This window comes from Capnocytophaga sp. FDAARGOS_737 (genome assembly GCF_009730375.1).
Taxonomy (GTDB): domain Bacteria; phylum Bacteroidota; class Bacteroidia; order Flavobacteriales; family Flavobacteriaceae; genus Capnocytophaga; species Capnocytophaga leadbetteri.
Genome location: NZ_CP046316.1, coordinates 2,315,406 through 2,330,706 on the forward strand (window position 1 = coordinate 2,315,406; position 15,301 = coordinate 2,330,706).

Sequence of the window (15,301 nt, forward strand, 5' to 3'; positions counted from 1 at the left end):
TTTTTTAAATTACTTTTTCCTACGCGCTTTTTTAGGGGCTCCCGCAGGCTTGTCGTTTGATTTTGACGAAAAATTACCTCCTGAAGTTTTCTTTGTCATTCCTACTAAAGGTGATAATTCTCTTTTACCATAGATTTCGCCTTTCATAATCCACACTTTTATACCCATACGTCCGTAGGTGGTGTGAGCTTCGTCAATAGCGTAATCAATATCTGCTCTAAAAGTTGAAAGAGGAATACGTCCTTCTTTGAAACTTTCTGAACGTGCCATTTCAGCTCCGTTAAGACGACCTGAAATCATTATCTTGATTCCTTCTGCGCTCATTCTCATTGCTGAGGCCATTGCCATCTTAATAGCGCGTTTATAAGACACACGCCCTTCTATTTGGTTAGCGATGCTTGCAGCTACAAGAGCAGCGTCAAGCTCTGGGCGTTTGATTTCAAATATGTTTATCTGAATATCCTTACCAGTGATTTTCTTTAGCTCTTCTTTTAGCTTGTCTACTTCCTGACCACCTTTCCCGATGATGATACCAGGTCTTGCAGTAGTAATAGTAACGGTTACAAGGTTAAAAGTACGCTCGATAATCACGTGAGCCACACTAGCTTTTGATAAACGCGTCTGAACATACTTTCTAATCTTATCATCTTCAGCAAGTTTATCTCCGTAATCATTGCCTCCATACCAGTTAGACTCCCATCCTCTGATAATTCCTAAGCGATTCCCGATTGGATTTGTTTTTTGTCCCATAGTTTATCTTAGCTTTCTGTGTTAAAATTTTTAGCCCCTACCACTACGGTTACGTGGTTTGAGCGTTTTCTAATTCTGTGTGCTCTACCTTGAGGCGCTGGGCGTAGGCGTTTCAATATGGCTCCTCCGTCTACACGGATTTCTTGTACATAAAGTCCTGCTTCTTCCTCGTTAGCATTTTCGTTTTTAGCTCTCCAGTTATGTATAGCTGATAAAAGCAATTTTTCCAAACGTGCTGCTGCCTCTTTTTGGTTGAATTTCAAAATAGCCAAGGCTTTGTCTACTTGTTGTCCACGTACCAAATCTGCTACTAAGCGCATTTTGCGTGGCGAAGTAGGGCAGTTATTCAACTTTGCAAAAGCCAAGCTCTTTTTAGCTTCTTTTATTTCGTCTGCTCTTAATTTTTTTCTAACTCCCATAGCCTTTTATTATTTTTTACCTTTATTTTTTGCACCTGCGTGTCCTCTAAACGAACGCGTTGGCGAAAATTCTCCTAATTTATGTCCCACCATATTCTCTGTGATATATACGGGTACAAACTGACGACCGTTGTGCACTGCAATAGTCTGGCCAACAAAATCAGGAGTAATCATTGAGGCGCGAGACCAAGTTTTAATTACATTTTTCTTGCCTGATTCTATATTTTGTTGGATTTTTTTCTCCAAGCTATAGTGAACGTAGGGTCCTTTTTTTAATGAACGTGCCATTTCTTAGATTCTTATTTTTTTCTGCGTTCTACAATATACTTATTAGATGCCTTGGTCTTAGAACGTGTTCTATAACCCTTAGCTGGGATACCTTTACGTGAGCGTGGGTGTCCACCAGTAGCACGTCCTTCACCACCACCCATTGGGTGATCAACAGGGTTCATAACTACTGCACGTGTTCTTGGTCTGCGTCCTAACCAGCGTGAGCGTCCTGCCTTACCTGATAATACCAACTGATGGTCTGAGTTCGATACTGCACCTATTGTTGCTAAACAAGTAAGCAAAATCATTCTGGTTTCGCCTGATGGTAATTTTACAGTCGCATACCTTCCATCTTTCGCCATTAACTGAGCAAAAGTTCCCGCTGAACGAGCTATGTTAGCTCCTTGTCCGGGTCGCAATTCAATACAAGAAATTACGGTACCTAGTGGAATTTGAGAAAGCGGCATCGCATTACCAATTTCAGGAGCTACATTTTCTTGCCCTGAAACGATTGTTTGGTCAACTTTCAATCCAGCAGGAGCGATAATATATCGTTTCTCTCCGTCGGTGTATTGCACCAAAGCGATAAAGGCTGTTCTGTTTGGGTCATACTCAATCGAAACTACTTTAGCTTCTACACCAAATTTGTTTCTCTTGAAGTCCACAATACGATACTTCTTTTTGTGACCACCACCAATGTAACGCATGGTCATCTTTCCTTGATTGTTTCTACCTCCGGTCTTTTTCAACGGAATGAGCAAGCTCTTTTCCGGCTTATCAGTAGTAATGGTGTCAAATTCGTTTACTACTCTAAAACGCTGACCAGGGGTGATCGGTTTTAATTTTCTAACTGACATTTTTGTCTATTTGTTAAACACTTATATATTACTATAAAAATCTATAGTTCCTTCTTCTAACTGTACTAATGCCTTTTTCACTGCGTTAGTCTTGCCTACTTGTACACCTGTTTTAGTGTAGCGAGTGGCGCGCTTAGGGCCGTAATTAAGGGTACGTACTTCTTTCACTTTAACGCCATAAGTAGCTTCAACCTCATTTTTGATTTGAATTTTGTTAGCGTCCTTAGCTACTTCAAACGTATAGCAGTTTTTTAGTTCGCTGCCTTCGTTTGCTTTTTCTGTATTTACAGGTCTTATTAATACGCTCATTTTTTCTTCTTATTTTGTTAAAATTGACTCTATAACTTCTACTGCACTCTCGGTTAGTACGATGTTGTTAGCATATACTACTTGGTAAGTATTTAGCTCTGAAGCAGTTACTACACTTGAGTTTGCTACGTTGCGAGAGGACAAATATACGTTATTATTTACATTTGGCAACACAAAAAGCGATTTTTTATTTTCTAAGCCCAATGATTTTACTACTGCTGTAAAGTCTTTAGTTTTAGGAGCTTCAAAATTAAAATCTTCAAGAACTACCAATGATTGACTTTGAGCTTTAGCACTAAGAGCTGAGCGGCGTGCCAAACGTTTTACGTTCTTAGTAAGTTTTTGTGTGTAATCTTTTGGACGAGGACCAAATATACGACCTCCACCTACAAACACAGGCGATTTTACACTACCTGCACGTGCTGTACCAGTACCTTTTTGTTTTTTAATCTTTCTTGTACTTCCAGCCACTTCGTTTCTCTCTTTAGCCTTGTGAGTACCTTGGCGCTTGTTAGCTAAATAACGCTTTACGTCTAAATACACCACGTGATTGTTAGGCTCTATTCCGAACACAGCATCAGAAAGGGTTACTTTTCTGCCTGTTTCTTTTCCTTGTATGTTTAATACTGCTACTTCCATTATTTGTGAATAGTTACGTAAGCATTTTTGTGTCCTGGAATACATCCTTTTACTACTAAAAGATTCTTCTCAGCTACCACTTTTAATACTTTCAAGTTTTGTACTGTTACTTTCTCGGCACCCATTCTGCCCGCCATACGCATACCTTTGAATACGCGTGAAGGGTATGATGAAGCACCCACAGAACCCGGAGCTCTTAGTCGGTTGTGCTGACCGTGAGTAGTTTGTCCTACCCCACCGAAACCGTGTCGGCGCACTACCCCTTGAAACCCTTTACCTTTTGAAATACCAGAGACGTCTACAAACTCTCCTTCGGCAAAGAAATCAACGGTGATTGTATCACCCAATTTGTAATTGTCTTCAAATCCTTGGAATTCAATGACCTTCTTCTTTACTGAAGAACCTGCTTTCTTAAAGTGACCAAGCTCTGCTTTGGTAGCACGTTTTTCTGCTTTGTCATCGAAACCTAATTGAAGCGCATCATAGCCATCCACCTCTTTGGTTCTGACTTGGGTAACTACGCAAGGACCTGCTTCTATGATGGTACAAGGTATATTCTTACCGTTCTCATCAAATATGCTGGTCATGCCAATTTTTTTTCCAATTAACCCAGACATAAAATTAAATATTTGTTATTAAGTTATTACATTTTAATTTGATAATTAGCCCTCCCAAGGCTTGCTAATCACCAAAATAGTTCAGGGTCAAAAAATGCCCTAGGCTTTTTAACCCTGAATCATTTTTATCCGTTTTTCCCTAACCCACAGTTTCGGGACATTTTAATTTTGCTAAAGCGTCTATCACACTTTTATCACGATATCTACACCACTTGGCAATTCCAATTTCATCAAAGCATCTACTGTTTTTGATGAAGCACTGTAAATTTCGAGAAGACGTTTGTGAGAGCTCAATTGAAACTGCTCACGCGCTTTCTTATTTACGTGTGGCGAACGCAATACAGTAAATATCTTTTTATGAGTTGGTAGTGGAATAGGCCCTACTACCACAGCTCCAGCAGCTTTTACTGTCTTTACGATTTTCTCAGCCGATTTATCTACCAAGTTATGATCGTATGATTTTAACTTTATTCTTATTTTCTGTTGATTACTCATTTTATCAATAATTTAGTTGCCTCTGGCGTTTTTAATTACTTCATCTGCTATGTTTGATGGGGTTTCTGCGTAATGAGAGAACTCCATAGTAGAGGTAGCACGTCCTGATGATAGTGTACGCAATGACGTTACGTAGCCAAACATTTCTGATAGTGGCACAAATGCTTTGATTACCTTAGCACCGTTACGGTCGTCCATATTGTTCACTTGTCCACGGCGGCGGTTTAAGTCACCTACTATATCACCCATATTTTCCTCTGGAGTAATAACCTCCAATTTCATAATAGGCTCCATAAGTACGGCTTTCGCTGCACGTGCTGCTTCTTTGTATCCTAACTTAGCAGCTAACTCAAATGAAAGTGAATCAGAGTCTACAGGGTGGAATGAACCATCGATAAGAACTATCTTCATCGCATCCATTTCAAAGCCTGCTAAAGGTCCGCTCTTCATTGCTTCTTTGAAACCTTTTTCTACTGATGGTATATATTCTTTAGGAATGTTACCACCTTTGATTTCGTTCACAAATTCAAGACCCATTTTGCCTTCTTCAGCTGGCTCCATACGGAACACGATATCAGCAAATTTACCACGTCCACCAGTTTGTTTCTTGTACACTTCACGGTGGTTAGCAACGCCTGTGATAGCCTCTTTGTACTCTACTTGTGGCTGACCTTGGTTTACTTCTACTTTAAACTCGCGTTTCAAGCGGTCTACGATGATATCTAAGTGTAGCTCACCCATTCCTGAGATGATAGTTTGTCCAGAAGCTTGGTCTGTCTTCACTTGGAAGGTTGGGTCTTCTTCAGCTAATTTAGCCAATGCCATACCTAATTTATCAACGTCAGCTTTTGTTTTAGGTTCTACTGCAATACCGATCACAGGGTCAGGGAATACCATACTTTCAAGTACGATAGGATATTTCTCATCGCAAAGGGTATCACCTGTTTTGATATCTTTAAATCCTACTGCTGCCCCTATATCACCTGCTTCGATGTATTCGATAGGGTTTTGCTTGTTAGCGTGCATTTGGTAGATACGAGAGATACGCTCTTTGTTACCTGAACGAGTGTTCAATACGTAAGAACCTGCGTCTAAGTGACCTGAGTAAGCGCGGAAGAATGCCAAGCGTCCTACATAAGGGTCAGTAGCAATTTTAAACGCTAAAGCTGAGAAAGGAGCATCAACGGCTGGTTTGCGTAGAGCAGGTTCGCCTGTTTCAGGGTTAGTACCCTCAATAGCTTCTTTGTCAAGAGGTGAAGGCAAGTAGCGGCATACTGCATCAAGCATAAATTGCACCCCTTTGTTTTTGAATGATGAACCGCACACCATTGGGATAATAGCCATATCCATTACGGCAGCACGTAGTGCTTTGTGTATTTCCTCTTCGGTGATAGAGCTTTCATCTTCCATAAATTTCTCAAGAAGACCTTCGTCATAACCTGCTACTTCTTCAATAAGTTGTGCGCGGTATTTAGTTACGTCTTCTTTCATTTCTTCAGGTATCTCTACTACGTCAAAAGTAGAACCTGAATTTTCTTCGTGCCATACGATAGCACGGTTTTTAATCAAATCTACTACCCCTTTAAAGTCTGCTTCATCACCAATTGGCAATACGATAGGCACTGCGTTTGATTTAAGCATATCTTTCACTTGGTTGCAAACGTTTAGGAAGTTAGCTCCTTGGCGGTCCATTTTGTTTACGAAACCAATACGTGGCACTTTGTAGTTATCAGCCAAACGCCAGTTAGTTTCTGACTGAGGCTCTACTCCGTCTACAGCCGAGAAAAGGAATACTAATCCGTCTAATACACGTAACGAGCGGTTTACTTCCACTGTAAAGTCTACGTGGCCGGGAGTATCGATAATGTTGAAGTGATACTCTTTAGCATCGGCAGTAGGTTTACCATTTTCGGTAGGGAAATTCCATTTACAAGTAGTAGCAGCTGATTGGATAGTGATACCGCGTTCAGCTTCTTGCTCCATCCAGTCCATTGTTGAAGCTCCATCGTGTACTTCACCAATTTTGTGGGTTTTACCTGTATAGAATAGAATACGTTCAGTAGTGGTGGTTTTGCCCGCGTCAATGTGAGCGGCAATACCTATGTTTCTTGTATATTTTAAATCTCTACTCATCGGTTTAATTAAAATCTAAAGTGTGAGAACGCTTTGTTAGCTTCAGCCATACGGTGCGTATCCATTTTTTTCTTCACAGCTGCACCTTCTTCTTTTGAAGCGGCGATAATTTCAGCTGCTAATTTTTGTGCCATAGATTTCTCGTTGCGTTTACGAGCATACCCGATAAGCCATTTCATAGCCATAGACACTTTACGGTCTGGGCGAATTTGCATCGGAATTTGGAAAGTTGCTCCCCCTACACGGCGTGAGCGTACTTCTACGTGAGGCATCACATTAGTAAGTGCGTCTTTCCAAACTTCTAATGCCGTTTTTTCGTCATTATTTTTCTTTTGTTCTACTATGTCAATAGCGTCGTAGAACACCTTAAAAGCCACTGATTTTTTACCGTCCCACATTAGGTTGTTCACAAAGCGTGTCACCAATTGGTCGTTAAACTTAGGGTCTGGTAAAAGTGGGCGCTTTTTAGCCTGTCTTTTTCTCATTTCTTTTCAGTTAAAAGATTTTGTGTGTTAAATTACTTTTTCTTACCTTTAGCTGGTGCTGCAGCGGCTTGTCCTGGTTTAGGGCGTTTAGCACCGTATTTAGAGCGGCGTTGGGTTCTGCCGGCTACTCCAGCCGTATCAAGCGCCCCGCGCACTATGTGGTATCTAACACCTGGTAAATCTTTTACCCGTCCGCCTCGTACCAATACTATCGAGTGCTCTTGGAGGTTGTGTCCTTCACCGGGGATGTAAGCGTTCACCTCGTTGCCGTTAGTCAAACGAACACGCGCTACTTTACGCATTGCTGAGTTCGGTTTCTTAGGCGTTGTGGTGTACACACGTGTACATACACCTCTGCGTTGTGGGCACGAATCCAAAGCCACCGATTTACTCTTCTTGGTAATTCTGGTTCTTCCTTTTCGTACTAATTGTGAAATTGTTGGCATAATTTACAATACTATATATAATTATTTAATTGTTTGCTTGTTTAGCTATCTTATTAGTAATCAGCAGCAATTAGCCACTATTTTTCTAAGAGTTGGCTGCAAAAGTACTACATTTATTTGTAATACACAATATTTCCTTTTACCAAAAACACCAAGCCCTCTCCTGAAAATAAGCCGTCATTCAACGTCTCAAATTCGGAAAAACACTGATTATCAGATATATACAATTTATCCTCTGTCAGAAATCGCTGTATTACAACTTCTTACATTTTTTCTATTTTGTTACAAATATAACAAAATAATTTATATTTTTTTATTGAAAGAATGAGAACCCCCAACAGTAATTTCTAAAATCGGGGGTTCTTAATCTTATTCCTGTGTAATTAATAATCTCAAAGAATGGCTTTCGAATATTACATTCGTTCCTGAAATTTCGTTGTAGGTAAGGGTACCAATAACTGATAGAGCGATAATCCCTACAAAAAATAAAGCTTTTCTCGTTGAAAACAGCGCGCAATACACTAAGTATACAACAGCAGGCACAAAAAGCAAATAAGGCAATGTTGTCCTTACACTGCTATCGCTAAGCAACAAAGAAGCTACTGCTAAAACGAATAAGAAAGGAGCGAACATAAGTAATAACCCCTTGCGCGTTTCTTCTTTACTTTTGGTTCTGAACAAAAAGAAAGAGACTGTTGCCGACAGTATCAGGAACGTACATAGCATATAAGGGTGGTAACCATCAAAGATTATCCCTGCTAAAATATAAAGTGATACCACTATCAAATTGTTTCTAAGAACTTGTTTCATAAGGCAGTTTATTTTAGAATTACAAGGCAAACTTATACAACAAAAATCAAGAAAACAAATAATTGGTAAAGTTTAACTTTTTTACTCTCTTAGGGTTGCTCCTAAACTTTGCTCAAAAGCAGTTTGCAGTTTCAGCATCGTTTTATCGATTTGCTTATCGGTCAGCGTTTTGTTTTCTTCTTGCAAGATAAAACTTACCGCATAACTCTTCTTGCCAGCCGCCAATTTATCACCCTGATACACATCAAATAAATTGATTTGTTTCAAAATGCTTTTCTCTGTAGCAAATGCCACACGATATAGGTCAGCAAAGCTTACCTTATCGTCCAGCAGCAAAGCTAAGTCGCGGCGCACTTCAGGATATTTTGATATTTCTTTATAAACTACCTTATGACCTCTCACTTGCTCAAGTAGGGTTTCCCAATGCAGGTCAGCGTAAAGCACCTCTTGCTTAATATCAAAATCTTTAAGTATTTTGTGCTTCACTACCCCCATTGTTCCCAATAGTGTTTCGCCATACATCCAACGGAATCCTTCAGCGGCTACATTGTCAGTAGGCTCTAACGGAAGGGTGGTAACCTCCTTAAGTCCTAAACGCTCAAAAAGGGCTTCTACGCTACCTTTTAGTTCAAAGAAACTCACAGCGCGTGGCGTAGTAATCCAACTCTGAGGTAATTGGTTACCTGTCAGATATAATAATAGGTGTTTCTGTTCGTCATACTTACCATCCCTCACGCGGTAGTTTTTGCCAAACTCAAACAATCTGAGGTCTGAGCGCTTGCGGTTGATATTATAGCTTACCACCTCTAAACCCGAAAACAACAAATTGGTGCGCATATAGCCCAAATCGCTGCTGAGCGGATTGAGTAGTTTCACAGCCTCTTCAGGAGCAGCCTCATAGCTGGTGATTTCTTTTTCTGACACCAAACTATTGGTCATTATCTCATAATATCCTTGCCCGATGAGCTGTGCCGCTACTACATTCTGCATATTCAAGTCGTCGTACTTAGACGAATGCGACATCGAGGCGTTTATTTTTTCAGAAAAACTGATGTTGTTATAGCCGTAAATACGCAATATCTCTTCTATTACATCTGCCTCGCGCTGTACATCTACCCGATAAGAAGGTATTAGCAGACCTAATCCGCGTTCGGTTAGCGAACTTACCTTTATATCAAGCGAGTGCAAAATCGATTTGATAGTATCGCGTGGTATTTTCTGTCCGATGAGCTTATCTACATTTTCAAAGGCAAGAAATACCTGAAAATCGTCTTTCTTCTTAGGATAGAAATCTATCACATCTGAAGAGATAACCCCACCCGCTATATTTTCTATCAATACAGCAGCATACATCAGCGCGTATTTGCAATCTTCTATATTGATGCCTCGCTCAAAACGATAAGAAGCATCGGTACTAATGCTATGTCTTTTAGCAGTCTTGCGTACTGACACAGGGTCAAAATAAGCACTCTCTAAAAATACATTCCGAGTAGAGTGAGTTACACCTGAATCTTGTCCGCCCAATACCCCTGCTATACAAAGTGGTTTTTCAGCATCGTAAATCATTAAATCTTCAGCATCAAGAGTGCGCTTTACGCCATCAAGGGTAGTAAAGACGGTACCCGCCTCTGCTGTTTTTACGATGAGTTTTCGCCCTACTATATGGTCGGCATCAAAAGCGTGCAAAGGCTGCCCTAATCCGTGTAGCACATAGTTAGTAGCATCTACCACATTATTCTTAGGAGTGATGCCAATAGCTTTTAGCCTATTTTGCAACCAAGCGGGTGACTCGCCTACTCGCACGTTCGAGATGGCAACCCCCGTATAGCGTGGCACTAGTTTTTTGTTCGTTACCTCAATATCTACTTTTACTGAGCGGTTATCTACGTGAAATTTGGTAACCGAAGGGGTAATAAGCTCAAGCGATACACCTTTTTGTATAAGTCCCGCACGCAGGTCGCGAGCTACACCATAGTGACTCATCGCATCGGCGCGGTTAGGGGTCAGACCTATTTCAAACACTTCATCAGTTTCTACCTGAAAGACCTCAGCACAAGGGGTACCAACGGCATATTTATCATCGAGTACCATTATCCCCTCGTGACTTTCGCCTAAGCCCAACTCGTCTTCAGCGCAAATCATACCGTAACTTTCCTCTCCGCGTATTTTCCCTTTCTTTATTTCAAAAGGCTTCCCTTCGTGGTCGTACAGTACAGTTCCTATAGTAGCTACAGGCACTTTTTGTCCTTTAGCCACATTAGGAGCGCCACATACTATCTGTAGTGGTGCTTCTTGACCTACATCTACTTTGGTAACTTTCAGTTTGTCGGCATTCGGGTGCTTTTCGCACTCTAATACCAATCCTACTACCACACCTTTTAGTCCGCCTTTCACACTTTCAAAAGGTTCGATACCTTCTACCTCCAAACCCAAATCAGTAAGGATTACGCCGGTTTCTTCTGCAGCGAGGTCTAATTTCAAATACTGTTTTAACCAGTTATACGATATTTTCATATAGTTCTTTTTTCAATTAATAAATTTGTATATCAGCAAATTTTATTGTCATATCAACATCAAATCAAGAAACATTTGCCTTACATCTTCTTGTTCATCTTTATTGGTTATATACTGAAAACCAAACCTTTCATAAAAGGGTAATGCTTGCCTATAAGCATCTACTGTTATCAGTCTGCAAGCCTGTCTCTTATTTAGTTCTATAGCCTCATTTATGATACCCTCAAGCAAAATACTCCCTAATCCTTTCCCTTTATAGGTCTTATCAATTCCCAGACGACCTATTTTCAGCGAGGGTATATTCTTCAAATGTCTTTTTCTATGAGGTATTAAGTTTTGCACAAACTTCTTATACTGACTTTTAGAGGGGAATAGTTCCTCCCTTATCTGCAAACTATCGCTTAGCACACTATAAAAACCTAAAGTACGCTCATTGTTTTCTACAATAAAAGTAGTAGCCAACATTTGTTTTTGATAAAGAATAGCTTCTTTAAATAAGAAGTCATTCAAATCTTCATCTTCACAATCAAAAGGTTTTATGGTGTGGTCTTCTGTAAGCAATAAAAAAGATAAATCTTTAAACATTTTCTTTCTTAACTATCTATTTACTACTTTCTTTAAATATCGATTTTAAAAATCTTGCACTTTCTTGTATCTTTTCACGGTCAAGCACAATACCTTTCTCTTTTAGATAATCTTTATAATTATCTAATTTATTCAAAAAATCAAGGGCTTCTTGCCCTTCAAGCACTGGGGTAGGTTGTATCTCTCTTGCCATATCTTTATTATTTCTCAGCGTGCAAAAGTACAAAAAATTAGTAAATTAGCAAACTGACAAATTTGCTAATTTACTAATCTACTTATTTACCACTTAATTTGCTTCGTTGTTAGTAAGCTTAGCTACTTGTGCCGATGCCGTAAATGAGGTAATCATATTATTGAGCATCTCACTACCTGCTTCAGGCGAATTAGGCAACAAAATAAGGTTGCTGTTGGTTTGTTGTCCTACCGCTTGTAGTGTGTCGTAGTGCTGAGTGATGACTATCAGCGCAGAAGCTTCTTGCGAGCTCACCCCTACTTTCTGTAGTACATCTACGCTTTCTACGAGTCCTCGGGCTATCTCACGGCGCTGGTCAGCAATACCTTGTCCTTGTAGGCGTTTGCTTTCAGCTTCTGCTTTTGCTTTTTCTACTATCAAGATGCGTTGTGCATCACCTTCGTACTGAGCCGCTACTTTTTCGCGTTCAGCAGCATTAATGCGGTTCATCGCTGCTTTCACCTGTGCATCAGGGTCTATATCAGTCACAAGGGTTTTAATGATGTCGTAACCATAAGTCTCCATCGACTCTTGTACCTCGCGTTTTACGGCTATAGCGATATCGTCTTTCTTCACAAACACATCATCGAGCTTCATCTTAGGCACCTCAGCACGTACTACGTCAAACACATAGCTGGTAATTTGGTCGTGTGGGTACTCAAGTTTATAAATAGCATCGTATACTTTTTCTTTGATAACCACAAACTGCACCGATACTTTTATTTTCACAAACACATCGTCTAAAGTTTTAGTTTCTACTATCACATCTAACTGTTGAATCTTAAGACTGATGCGAGCCGCAATCTTATCAATAATAGGTATTTTCATCTGCAAACCCGAATGGCGAATGCTCTCAAATTTACCAAATCGCTCAATAGATACTGCCGTCTGCTGACGTACGGTGAAAAAAGTAGAAAGCAGAAATACCACTGCTAAAAATACTAAAATGTAAAAAGTAATACTCATTTCTTTATAATTATTAATTGTTAGTTCTTAATTCAAAAAATTGGTTAGTAGTGCTTATACCAATCTTCCCCTGTAAGGTCGTAAATACGCTGTATCTTCTGTATGAAATCTTCAAAATCAATATTTAGGTCAATAAGCTCGCCCGAATGAATGTCGAATACCCAACCGTGTACCAACGGAGTGCGGTATTGCAGGTAACTCTCTTGCACTACAGCCATTTTAGTAACGTTGAAACATTGTTCTATCACGTTTATTTCCACAAAACGGCGGTATCGTTTATCTGCATCGGCGATAGCATCTAACTCTTGCTGGTGCAAGCGATACACATCGCGAATAGTCCGCAACCAAGGGTTTAACAGTCCGTAGTCTTTAGCCTGCATCGCTGCCTTTACCCCTCCACAATCGTAATGCCCACATACCACTATATGCTTCACATTCAGGTGCTCTACCGCGTACTGTATCACAGCAGTCGAACTCATATCAAGGGTATTAACTACATTGGCTATATTGCGATGCACGAATACCTTGCCAGGGCCTACCCCCATCATCTCTTCAGCGGCTACCCTACTGTCAGAACAGCCTATGTACAGATAGTCCGGATTTTGGTCAGCAGCTAATTTTTCAAAGAAATGCACATCAGCCGCTTTCCTATTTTTTACCCATTGCTGGTTATTCTCAAAAATTTGTTTGTACGTATCCATAAAGTTATTATTTAGCACTTCTCATCTTCACAACAGCAGTCAGGGGCGTCAATCTCAAGCGTAGCGTGACTGATATGCTGATGCAATAAGGTATGCTTCAGTTCTTTCTTCAGCTCCATTACCTCCTTAAGCGGCAAACATTCTTTCAGCACTATATGTGCCGTAAGGGCGTTTTGCGAACTACTAAGTGCCCAGATGTGTATGTGATGTACCCCTGCTACTAAGGGGTGCGCCTCGAGCTGTTCTCTAATATGCGACCCATCTACATCGGCAGGCACGCCGTCTAAAATAAGTTTTACGCTTTCTTTCAGCAAGCCCCAAGTAGAGAAGAGTATCACGATAGCCACTACAAAACTGCTGATAGGGTCAGCTATATTCCAACCGGTGAAGTAGATAATCGCCCCTGAAACAATCACCCCTACCGACACTAAGGCATCGAGCATCAGGTGCAAAAAAGCGCCTTTTATATTGATGTCGGTCTGTTGTCCTTTGTAAAACAAGAAAGCTGAAACAGCATTGATAACTACTCCTATAAAAGCGGTAATCATTATAGCCGAGCCTGCCATTTCGGGCGGTGAAGAAAGTCGTTCAAAAGCCTCAATAAAAATCTTAACTACTATATACATCAGCAGCACTGCATTGATAAGCGAGGCAAATATCGAAGCCTTTTTATAGCCATAGGTATACAATTGGGTAGCGGCCTTATGGGCGAGCTTCATACCGATAAGCGAAATAACTAAACTGGCTACATCGCTTAGGTTATGACTGGCATCAGAGATAAGGGCTAACGAATTGACGCTAAAACCTACCACAAACTCAATAATAGTATAAAGTAGATTTAACCCTATACCTATGTAGAAAGCGCGATTTAGCTGCTGAAGGTCAGCTACTGAATGCTCGTGGTGGTGATGATGGTGATGGTGGTGATGTTCTTCTTCCATAAACGATGGCTCATTTAAAGTTTTTTGCGACTACAAAGGTAGAACTTTTTTTGTAAAAACAAAAAATAATTTGCTGATTTGTCAATTATTTGCCGATGTGCCTTTTGTATATTATAAGTATCCCGACAAGCACTAAGCCCCAGAGCCAATAATGAGGCACAGTGCGCTGCTCGCGTTGCTCTTGCTTTTGATATTGCTGTACTTGGTGCGCCTCTACCCTACTCTGGTCAGTTCTTTGCGCTACTAAAGTGTTCGTTACTGCCTGCTGATGCGCCTCTTGCTGCTGTTGTAGCTTTATACGTACTTTCGCATTGCTAGTATCTCGCGGAGGCTGCCATTCAAACTCTAAAGTAGCGCCTTGCCACTGATGATGTGCTTGCCTTTGTGCGGCAGTCGCTATTTGCTGCACGCTATCTCGCTGCTCTTGGTAATGTTGCGCGGCATATTGTTGTTCAGTACGGACTACCCGCCTGCTGCGGCAGCCTACAAGTCCTATCACACATACTAAGGATAGAACAAACGGAATATTAGAGTTCTTTTTCATTTTTCTAATAGTTAATTGTATTTGTTTTTGTTTCATCTGTTAGACTCATCGGCTCATCGTCAAATTGGCAAATCAGCTAATCGGCAAATCGGCAAATCGGCTAATCAAGCGGCAAAGTTTTTGTGCATAAGCAGGGTCGGTAGCGTAGCCAGCTTGCGCCACCGCTATTGCAAACTTATAAGGGTCAGCTCTAACCGCTAAAGCCTTAGCATAGCGCTTGTGTTTAAAGAAAAACTGAGCGTGGTCAGCAAAACAGGCTTCGGGAGAGGGATAAGCTCTAAACCAATCTTTCACAATACACTCATACCTACCGTCAGGGCGAAGTCGCACACTGATAACAGCAGGGAACTGCCCTACAGCAGGCGGGGTGCTGAGTATCTCGGTGGTGAGCAATAACTGCCGGTCAGCTTCGCTACTGTTGCGCGAGGCTTTCACTCCAAAAAACATATTCCTCGGTGCGTGCTGCCCCCAGCCACTCTCTAAGGCCGCTTGCGCTAAGATGAAGAGGTGCGAAATGCCTGTCGCCTCCTCAACTGCCAAGGCAGCATCTTTGTATTTAAGTTTAAAATCTTGTACTATTGTTTCCAT

20 protein-coding genes are annotated in these 15,301 nt (G+C 40.8%); all 20 read right to left on the bottom strand.

Going from position 1 to position 15,301, the window contains the following annotated elements; genetic code table 11:
- Positions 1–9 precede the first annotated feature (9 nt).
- The 20 genes from rpsC to FOC45_RS10295 all read right to left on the bottom strand — a co-directional run bounded on the left by rpsC (position 10) and on the right by FOC45_RS10295 (position 15,301).
- Complete coding sequence (gene rpsC / locus FOC45_RS10205; RefSeq protein WP_009391649.1) at positions 10–750, bottom strand: 30S ribosomal protein S3; 741 nt, start codon at positions 748–750, stop codon at positions 10–12.
- A gap of 8 nt (positions 751–758) precedes the next feature.
- Complete coding sequence (rplV, locus tag FOC45_RS10210; protein ID WP_009391648.1) at positions 759–1,169, bottom strand: 50S ribosomal protein L22; 411 nt, start codon at positions 1,167–1,169, stop codon at positions 759–761.
- A 9-nt stretch (positions 1,170–1,178) separates the two neighbouring features.
- The gene (rpsS, locus tag FOC45_RS10215; protein ID WP_009391647.1) at positions 1,179–1,457 is read right to left on the bottom strand and encodes a 30S ribosomal protein S19; all 279 of its coding nucleotides are present in this window, start codon (positions 1,455–1,457) and stop codon (positions 1,179–1,181) included.
- Positions 1,458–1,468: 11 nt separating this feature from the next.
- Positions 1,469–2,296, bottom strand: coding sequence for a 50S ribosomal protein L2 (rplB, locus tag FOC45_RS10220; RefSeq protein WP_009391646.1), 828 nt, complete (start codon positions 2,294–2,296; stop codon positions 1,469–1,471).
- A 21-nt stretch (positions 2,297–2,317) separates the two neighbouring features.
- Entirely contained in the window at positions 2,318–2,605 is a 288-nt protein-coding gene (rplW, locus tag FOC45_RS10225; RefSeq protein ID WP_009391645.1) for a 50S ribosomal protein L23, read from the bottom strand.
- 9 nt (positions 2,606–2,614) lie between these two features.
- On the bottom strand, positions 2,615–3,244 hold the full coding sequence (gene rplD, locus FOC45_RS10230) for a 50S ribosomal protein L4 (protein WP_009391644.1): 630 nt from the start codon (positions 3,242–3,244) through the stop codon (positions 2,615–2,617).
- A complete protein-coding gene (gene rplC, locus FOC45_RS10235; protein ID WP_009391643.1) occupies positions 3,244–3,861 on the bottom strand; it encodes a 50S ribosomal protein L3 in 618 nt (205 codons plus the stop codon). The genes rplD and rplC overlap by 1 nt, the downstream gene beginning before the upstream one ends.
- A 183-nt stretch (positions 3,862–4,044) precedes the next feature.
- Entirely contained in the window at positions 4,045–4,356 is a 312-nt protein-coding gene (gene rpsJ / locus FOC45_RS10240) for a 30S ribosomal protein S10 (protein WP_009391642.1), read from the bottom strand.
- A gap of 12 nt (positions 4,357–4,368) precedes the next feature.
- On the bottom strand, positions 4,369–6,489 hold the full coding sequence (fusA, locus tag FOC45_RS10245) for an elongation factor G (RefSeq protein WP_009391641.1): 2,121 nt from the start codon (positions 6,487–6,489) through the stop codon (positions 4,369–4,371).
- A gap of 8 nt (positions 6,490–6,497) precedes the next feature.
- Positions 6,498–6,974 carry a 30S ribosomal protein S7 gene (gene rpsG / locus FOC45_RS10250; RefSeq protein WP_009391640.1) on the bottom strand — a complete coding sequence of 159 codons (477 nt, stop codon included), beginning with the start codon at positions 6,972–6,974 and terminating at the stop codon, positions 6,498–6,500.
- 32 nt (positions 6,975–7,006) lie between these two features.
- Entirely contained in the window at positions 7,007–7,420 is a 414-nt protein-coding gene (gene rpsL, locus FOC45_RS10255; RefSeq protein WP_002679283.1) for a 30S ribosomal protein S12, read from the bottom strand.
- A 369-nt stretch (positions 7,421–7,789) separates the two neighbouring features.
- Positions 7,790–8,230 carry a hypothetical protein gene (locus FOC45_RS10260; RefSeq protein ID WP_009391638.1) on the bottom strand — a complete coding sequence of 147 codons (441 nt, stop codon included), beginning with the start codon at positions 8,228–8,230 and terminating at the stop codon, positions 7,790–7,792.
- 81 nt (positions 8,231–8,311) lie between these two features.
- Entirely contained in the window at positions 8,312–10,744 is a 2,433-nt protein-coding gene (gene pheT / locus FOC45_RS10265; RefSeq protein WP_009391637.1) for a phenylalanine--tRNA ligase subunit beta, read from the bottom strand.
- A 48-nt stretch (positions 10,745–10,792) separates the two neighbouring features.
- A complete protein-coding gene (locus FOC45_RS10270) occupies positions 10,793–11,329 on the bottom strand; it encodes a GNAT family N-acetyltransferase (RefSeq protein ID WP_009391635.1) in 537 nt (178 codons plus the stop codon).
- A 16-nt stretch (positions 11,330–11,345) separates the two neighbouring features.
- Positions 11,346–11,522 carry a hypothetical protein gene (locus tag FOC45_RS12010; RefSeq protein WP_009391633.1) on the bottom strand — a complete coding sequence of 59 codons (177 nt, stop codon included), beginning with the start codon at positions 11,520–11,522 and terminating at the stop codon, positions 11,346–11,348.
- Between the two features lie 93 nt (positions 11,523–11,615).
- Positions 11,616–12,527: an SPFH domain-containing protein gene (locus FOC45_RS10275; protein ID WP_009391631.1), complete on the bottom strand. Its 912-nt coding sequence runs from the start codon at positions 12,525–12,527 to the stop codon at positions 11,616–11,618.
- Positions 12,528–12,571: 44 nt separating this feature from the next.
- A complete protein-coding gene (locus FOC45_RS10280) occupies positions 12,572–13,228 on the bottom strand; it encodes a carbonic anhydrase (protein ID WP_034539594.1) in 657 nt (218 codons plus the stop codon).
- Positions 13,229–13,239: 11 nt separating this feature from the next.
- Positions 13,240–14,169 carry a cation diffusion facilitator family transporter gene (locus tag FOC45_RS10285; protein ID WP_009391624.1) on the bottom strand — a complete coding sequence of 310 codons (930 nt, stop codon included), beginning with the start codon at positions 14,167–14,169 and terminating at the stop codon, positions 13,240–13,242.
- Between the two features lie 85 nt (positions 14,170–14,254).
- Positions 14,255–14,713, bottom strand: a complete 459-nt coding sequence (locus tag FOC45_RS10290) for a hypothetical protein (protein ID WP_155846665.1) — start codon at positions 14,711–14,713, stop codon at positions 14,255–14,257.
- Positions 14,714–14,785: 72 nt separating this feature from the next.
- A complete protein-coding gene (locus tag FOC45_RS10295; RefSeq protein ID WP_009391622.1) occupies positions 14,786–15,301 on the bottom strand; it encodes a glycoside hydrolase family 73 protein in 516 nt (171 codons plus the stop codon).

Coding starts and splice junctions, on each gene's coding strand:
- rplC (WP_009391643.1), bottom strand. CDS start 3,861: ATGTCTGGGTTAATTGGAAAAAAAATTGGCATGACCAGCATATTTGAT.
- FOC45_RS10295 (WP_009391622.1), bottom strand. CDS start 15,301: ATGGAAACAATAGTACAAGATTTTAAACTTAAATACAAAGATGCTGCC.
- rpsC (WP_009391649.1), bottom strand. CDS start 750: ATGGGACAAAAAACAAATCCAATCGGGAATCGCTTAGGAATTATCAGA.
- rplV (WP_009391648.1), bottom strand. CDS start 1,169: ATGGGAGTTAGAAAAAAATTAAGAGCAGACGAAATAAAAGAAGCTAAA.
- pheT (WP_009391637.1), bottom strand. CDS start 10,744: ATGAAAATATCGTATAACTGGTTAAAACAGTATTTGAAATTAGACCTC.
- fusA (WP_009391641.1), bottom strand. CDS start 6,489: ATGAGTAGAGATTTAAAATATACAAGAAACATAGGTATTGCCGCTCAC.
- rpsS (WP_009391647.1), bottom strand. CDS start 1,457: ATGGCACGTTCATTAAAAAAAGGACCCTACGTTCACTATAGCTTGGAG.
- rplW (WP_009391645.1), bottom strand. CDS start 2,605: ATGAGCGTATTAATAAGACCTGTAAATACAGAAAAAGCAAACGAAGGC.
- rplB (WP_009391646.1), bottom strand. CDS start 2,296: ATGTCAGTTAGAAAATTAAAACCGATCACCCCTGGTCAGCGTTTTAGA.
- FOC45_RS10280 (WP_034539594.1), bottom strand. CDS start 13,228: ATGGATACGTACAAACAAATTTTTGAGAATAACCAGCAATGGGTAAAA.
- rplD (WP_009391644.1), bottom strand. CDS start 3,244: ATGGAAGTAGCAGTATTAAACATACAAGGAAAAGAAACAGGCAGAAAA.
- FOC45_RS10260 (WP_009391638.1), bottom strand. CDS start 8,230: ATGAAACAAGTTCTTAGAAACAATTTGATAGTGGTATCACTTTATATT.
- rpsJ (WP_009391642.1), bottom strand. CDS start 4,356: ATGAGTAATCAACAGAAAATAAGAATAAAGTTAAAATCATACGATCAT.
- FOC45_RS10270 (WP_009391635.1), bottom strand. CDS start 11,329: ATGTTTAAAGATTTATCTTTTTTATTGCTTACAGAAGACCACACCATA.
- FOC45_RS10285 (WP_009391624.1), bottom strand. CDS start 14,169: ATGGAAGAAGAACATCACCACCATCACCATCATCACCACCACGAGCAT.
- FOC45_RS10290 (WP_155846665.1), bottom strand. CDS start 14,713: ATGAAAAAGAACTCTAATATTCCGTTTGTTCTATCCTTAGTATGTGTG.
- rpsG (WP_009391640.1), bottom strand. CDS start 6,974: ATGAGAAAAAGACAGGCTAAAAAGCGCCCACTTTTACCAGACCCTAAG.
- FOC45_RS12010 (WP_009391633.1), bottom strand. CDS start 11,522: ATGGCAAGAGAGATACAACCTACCCCAGTGCTTGAAGGGCAAGAAGCC.
- FOC45_RS10275 (WP_009391631.1), bottom strand. CDS start 12,527: ATGAGTATTACTTTTTACATTTTAGTATTTTTAGCAGTGGTATTTCTG.
- rpsL (WP_002679283.1), bottom strand. CDS start 7,420: ATGCCAACAATTTCACAATTAGTACGAAAAGGAAGAACCAGAATTACC.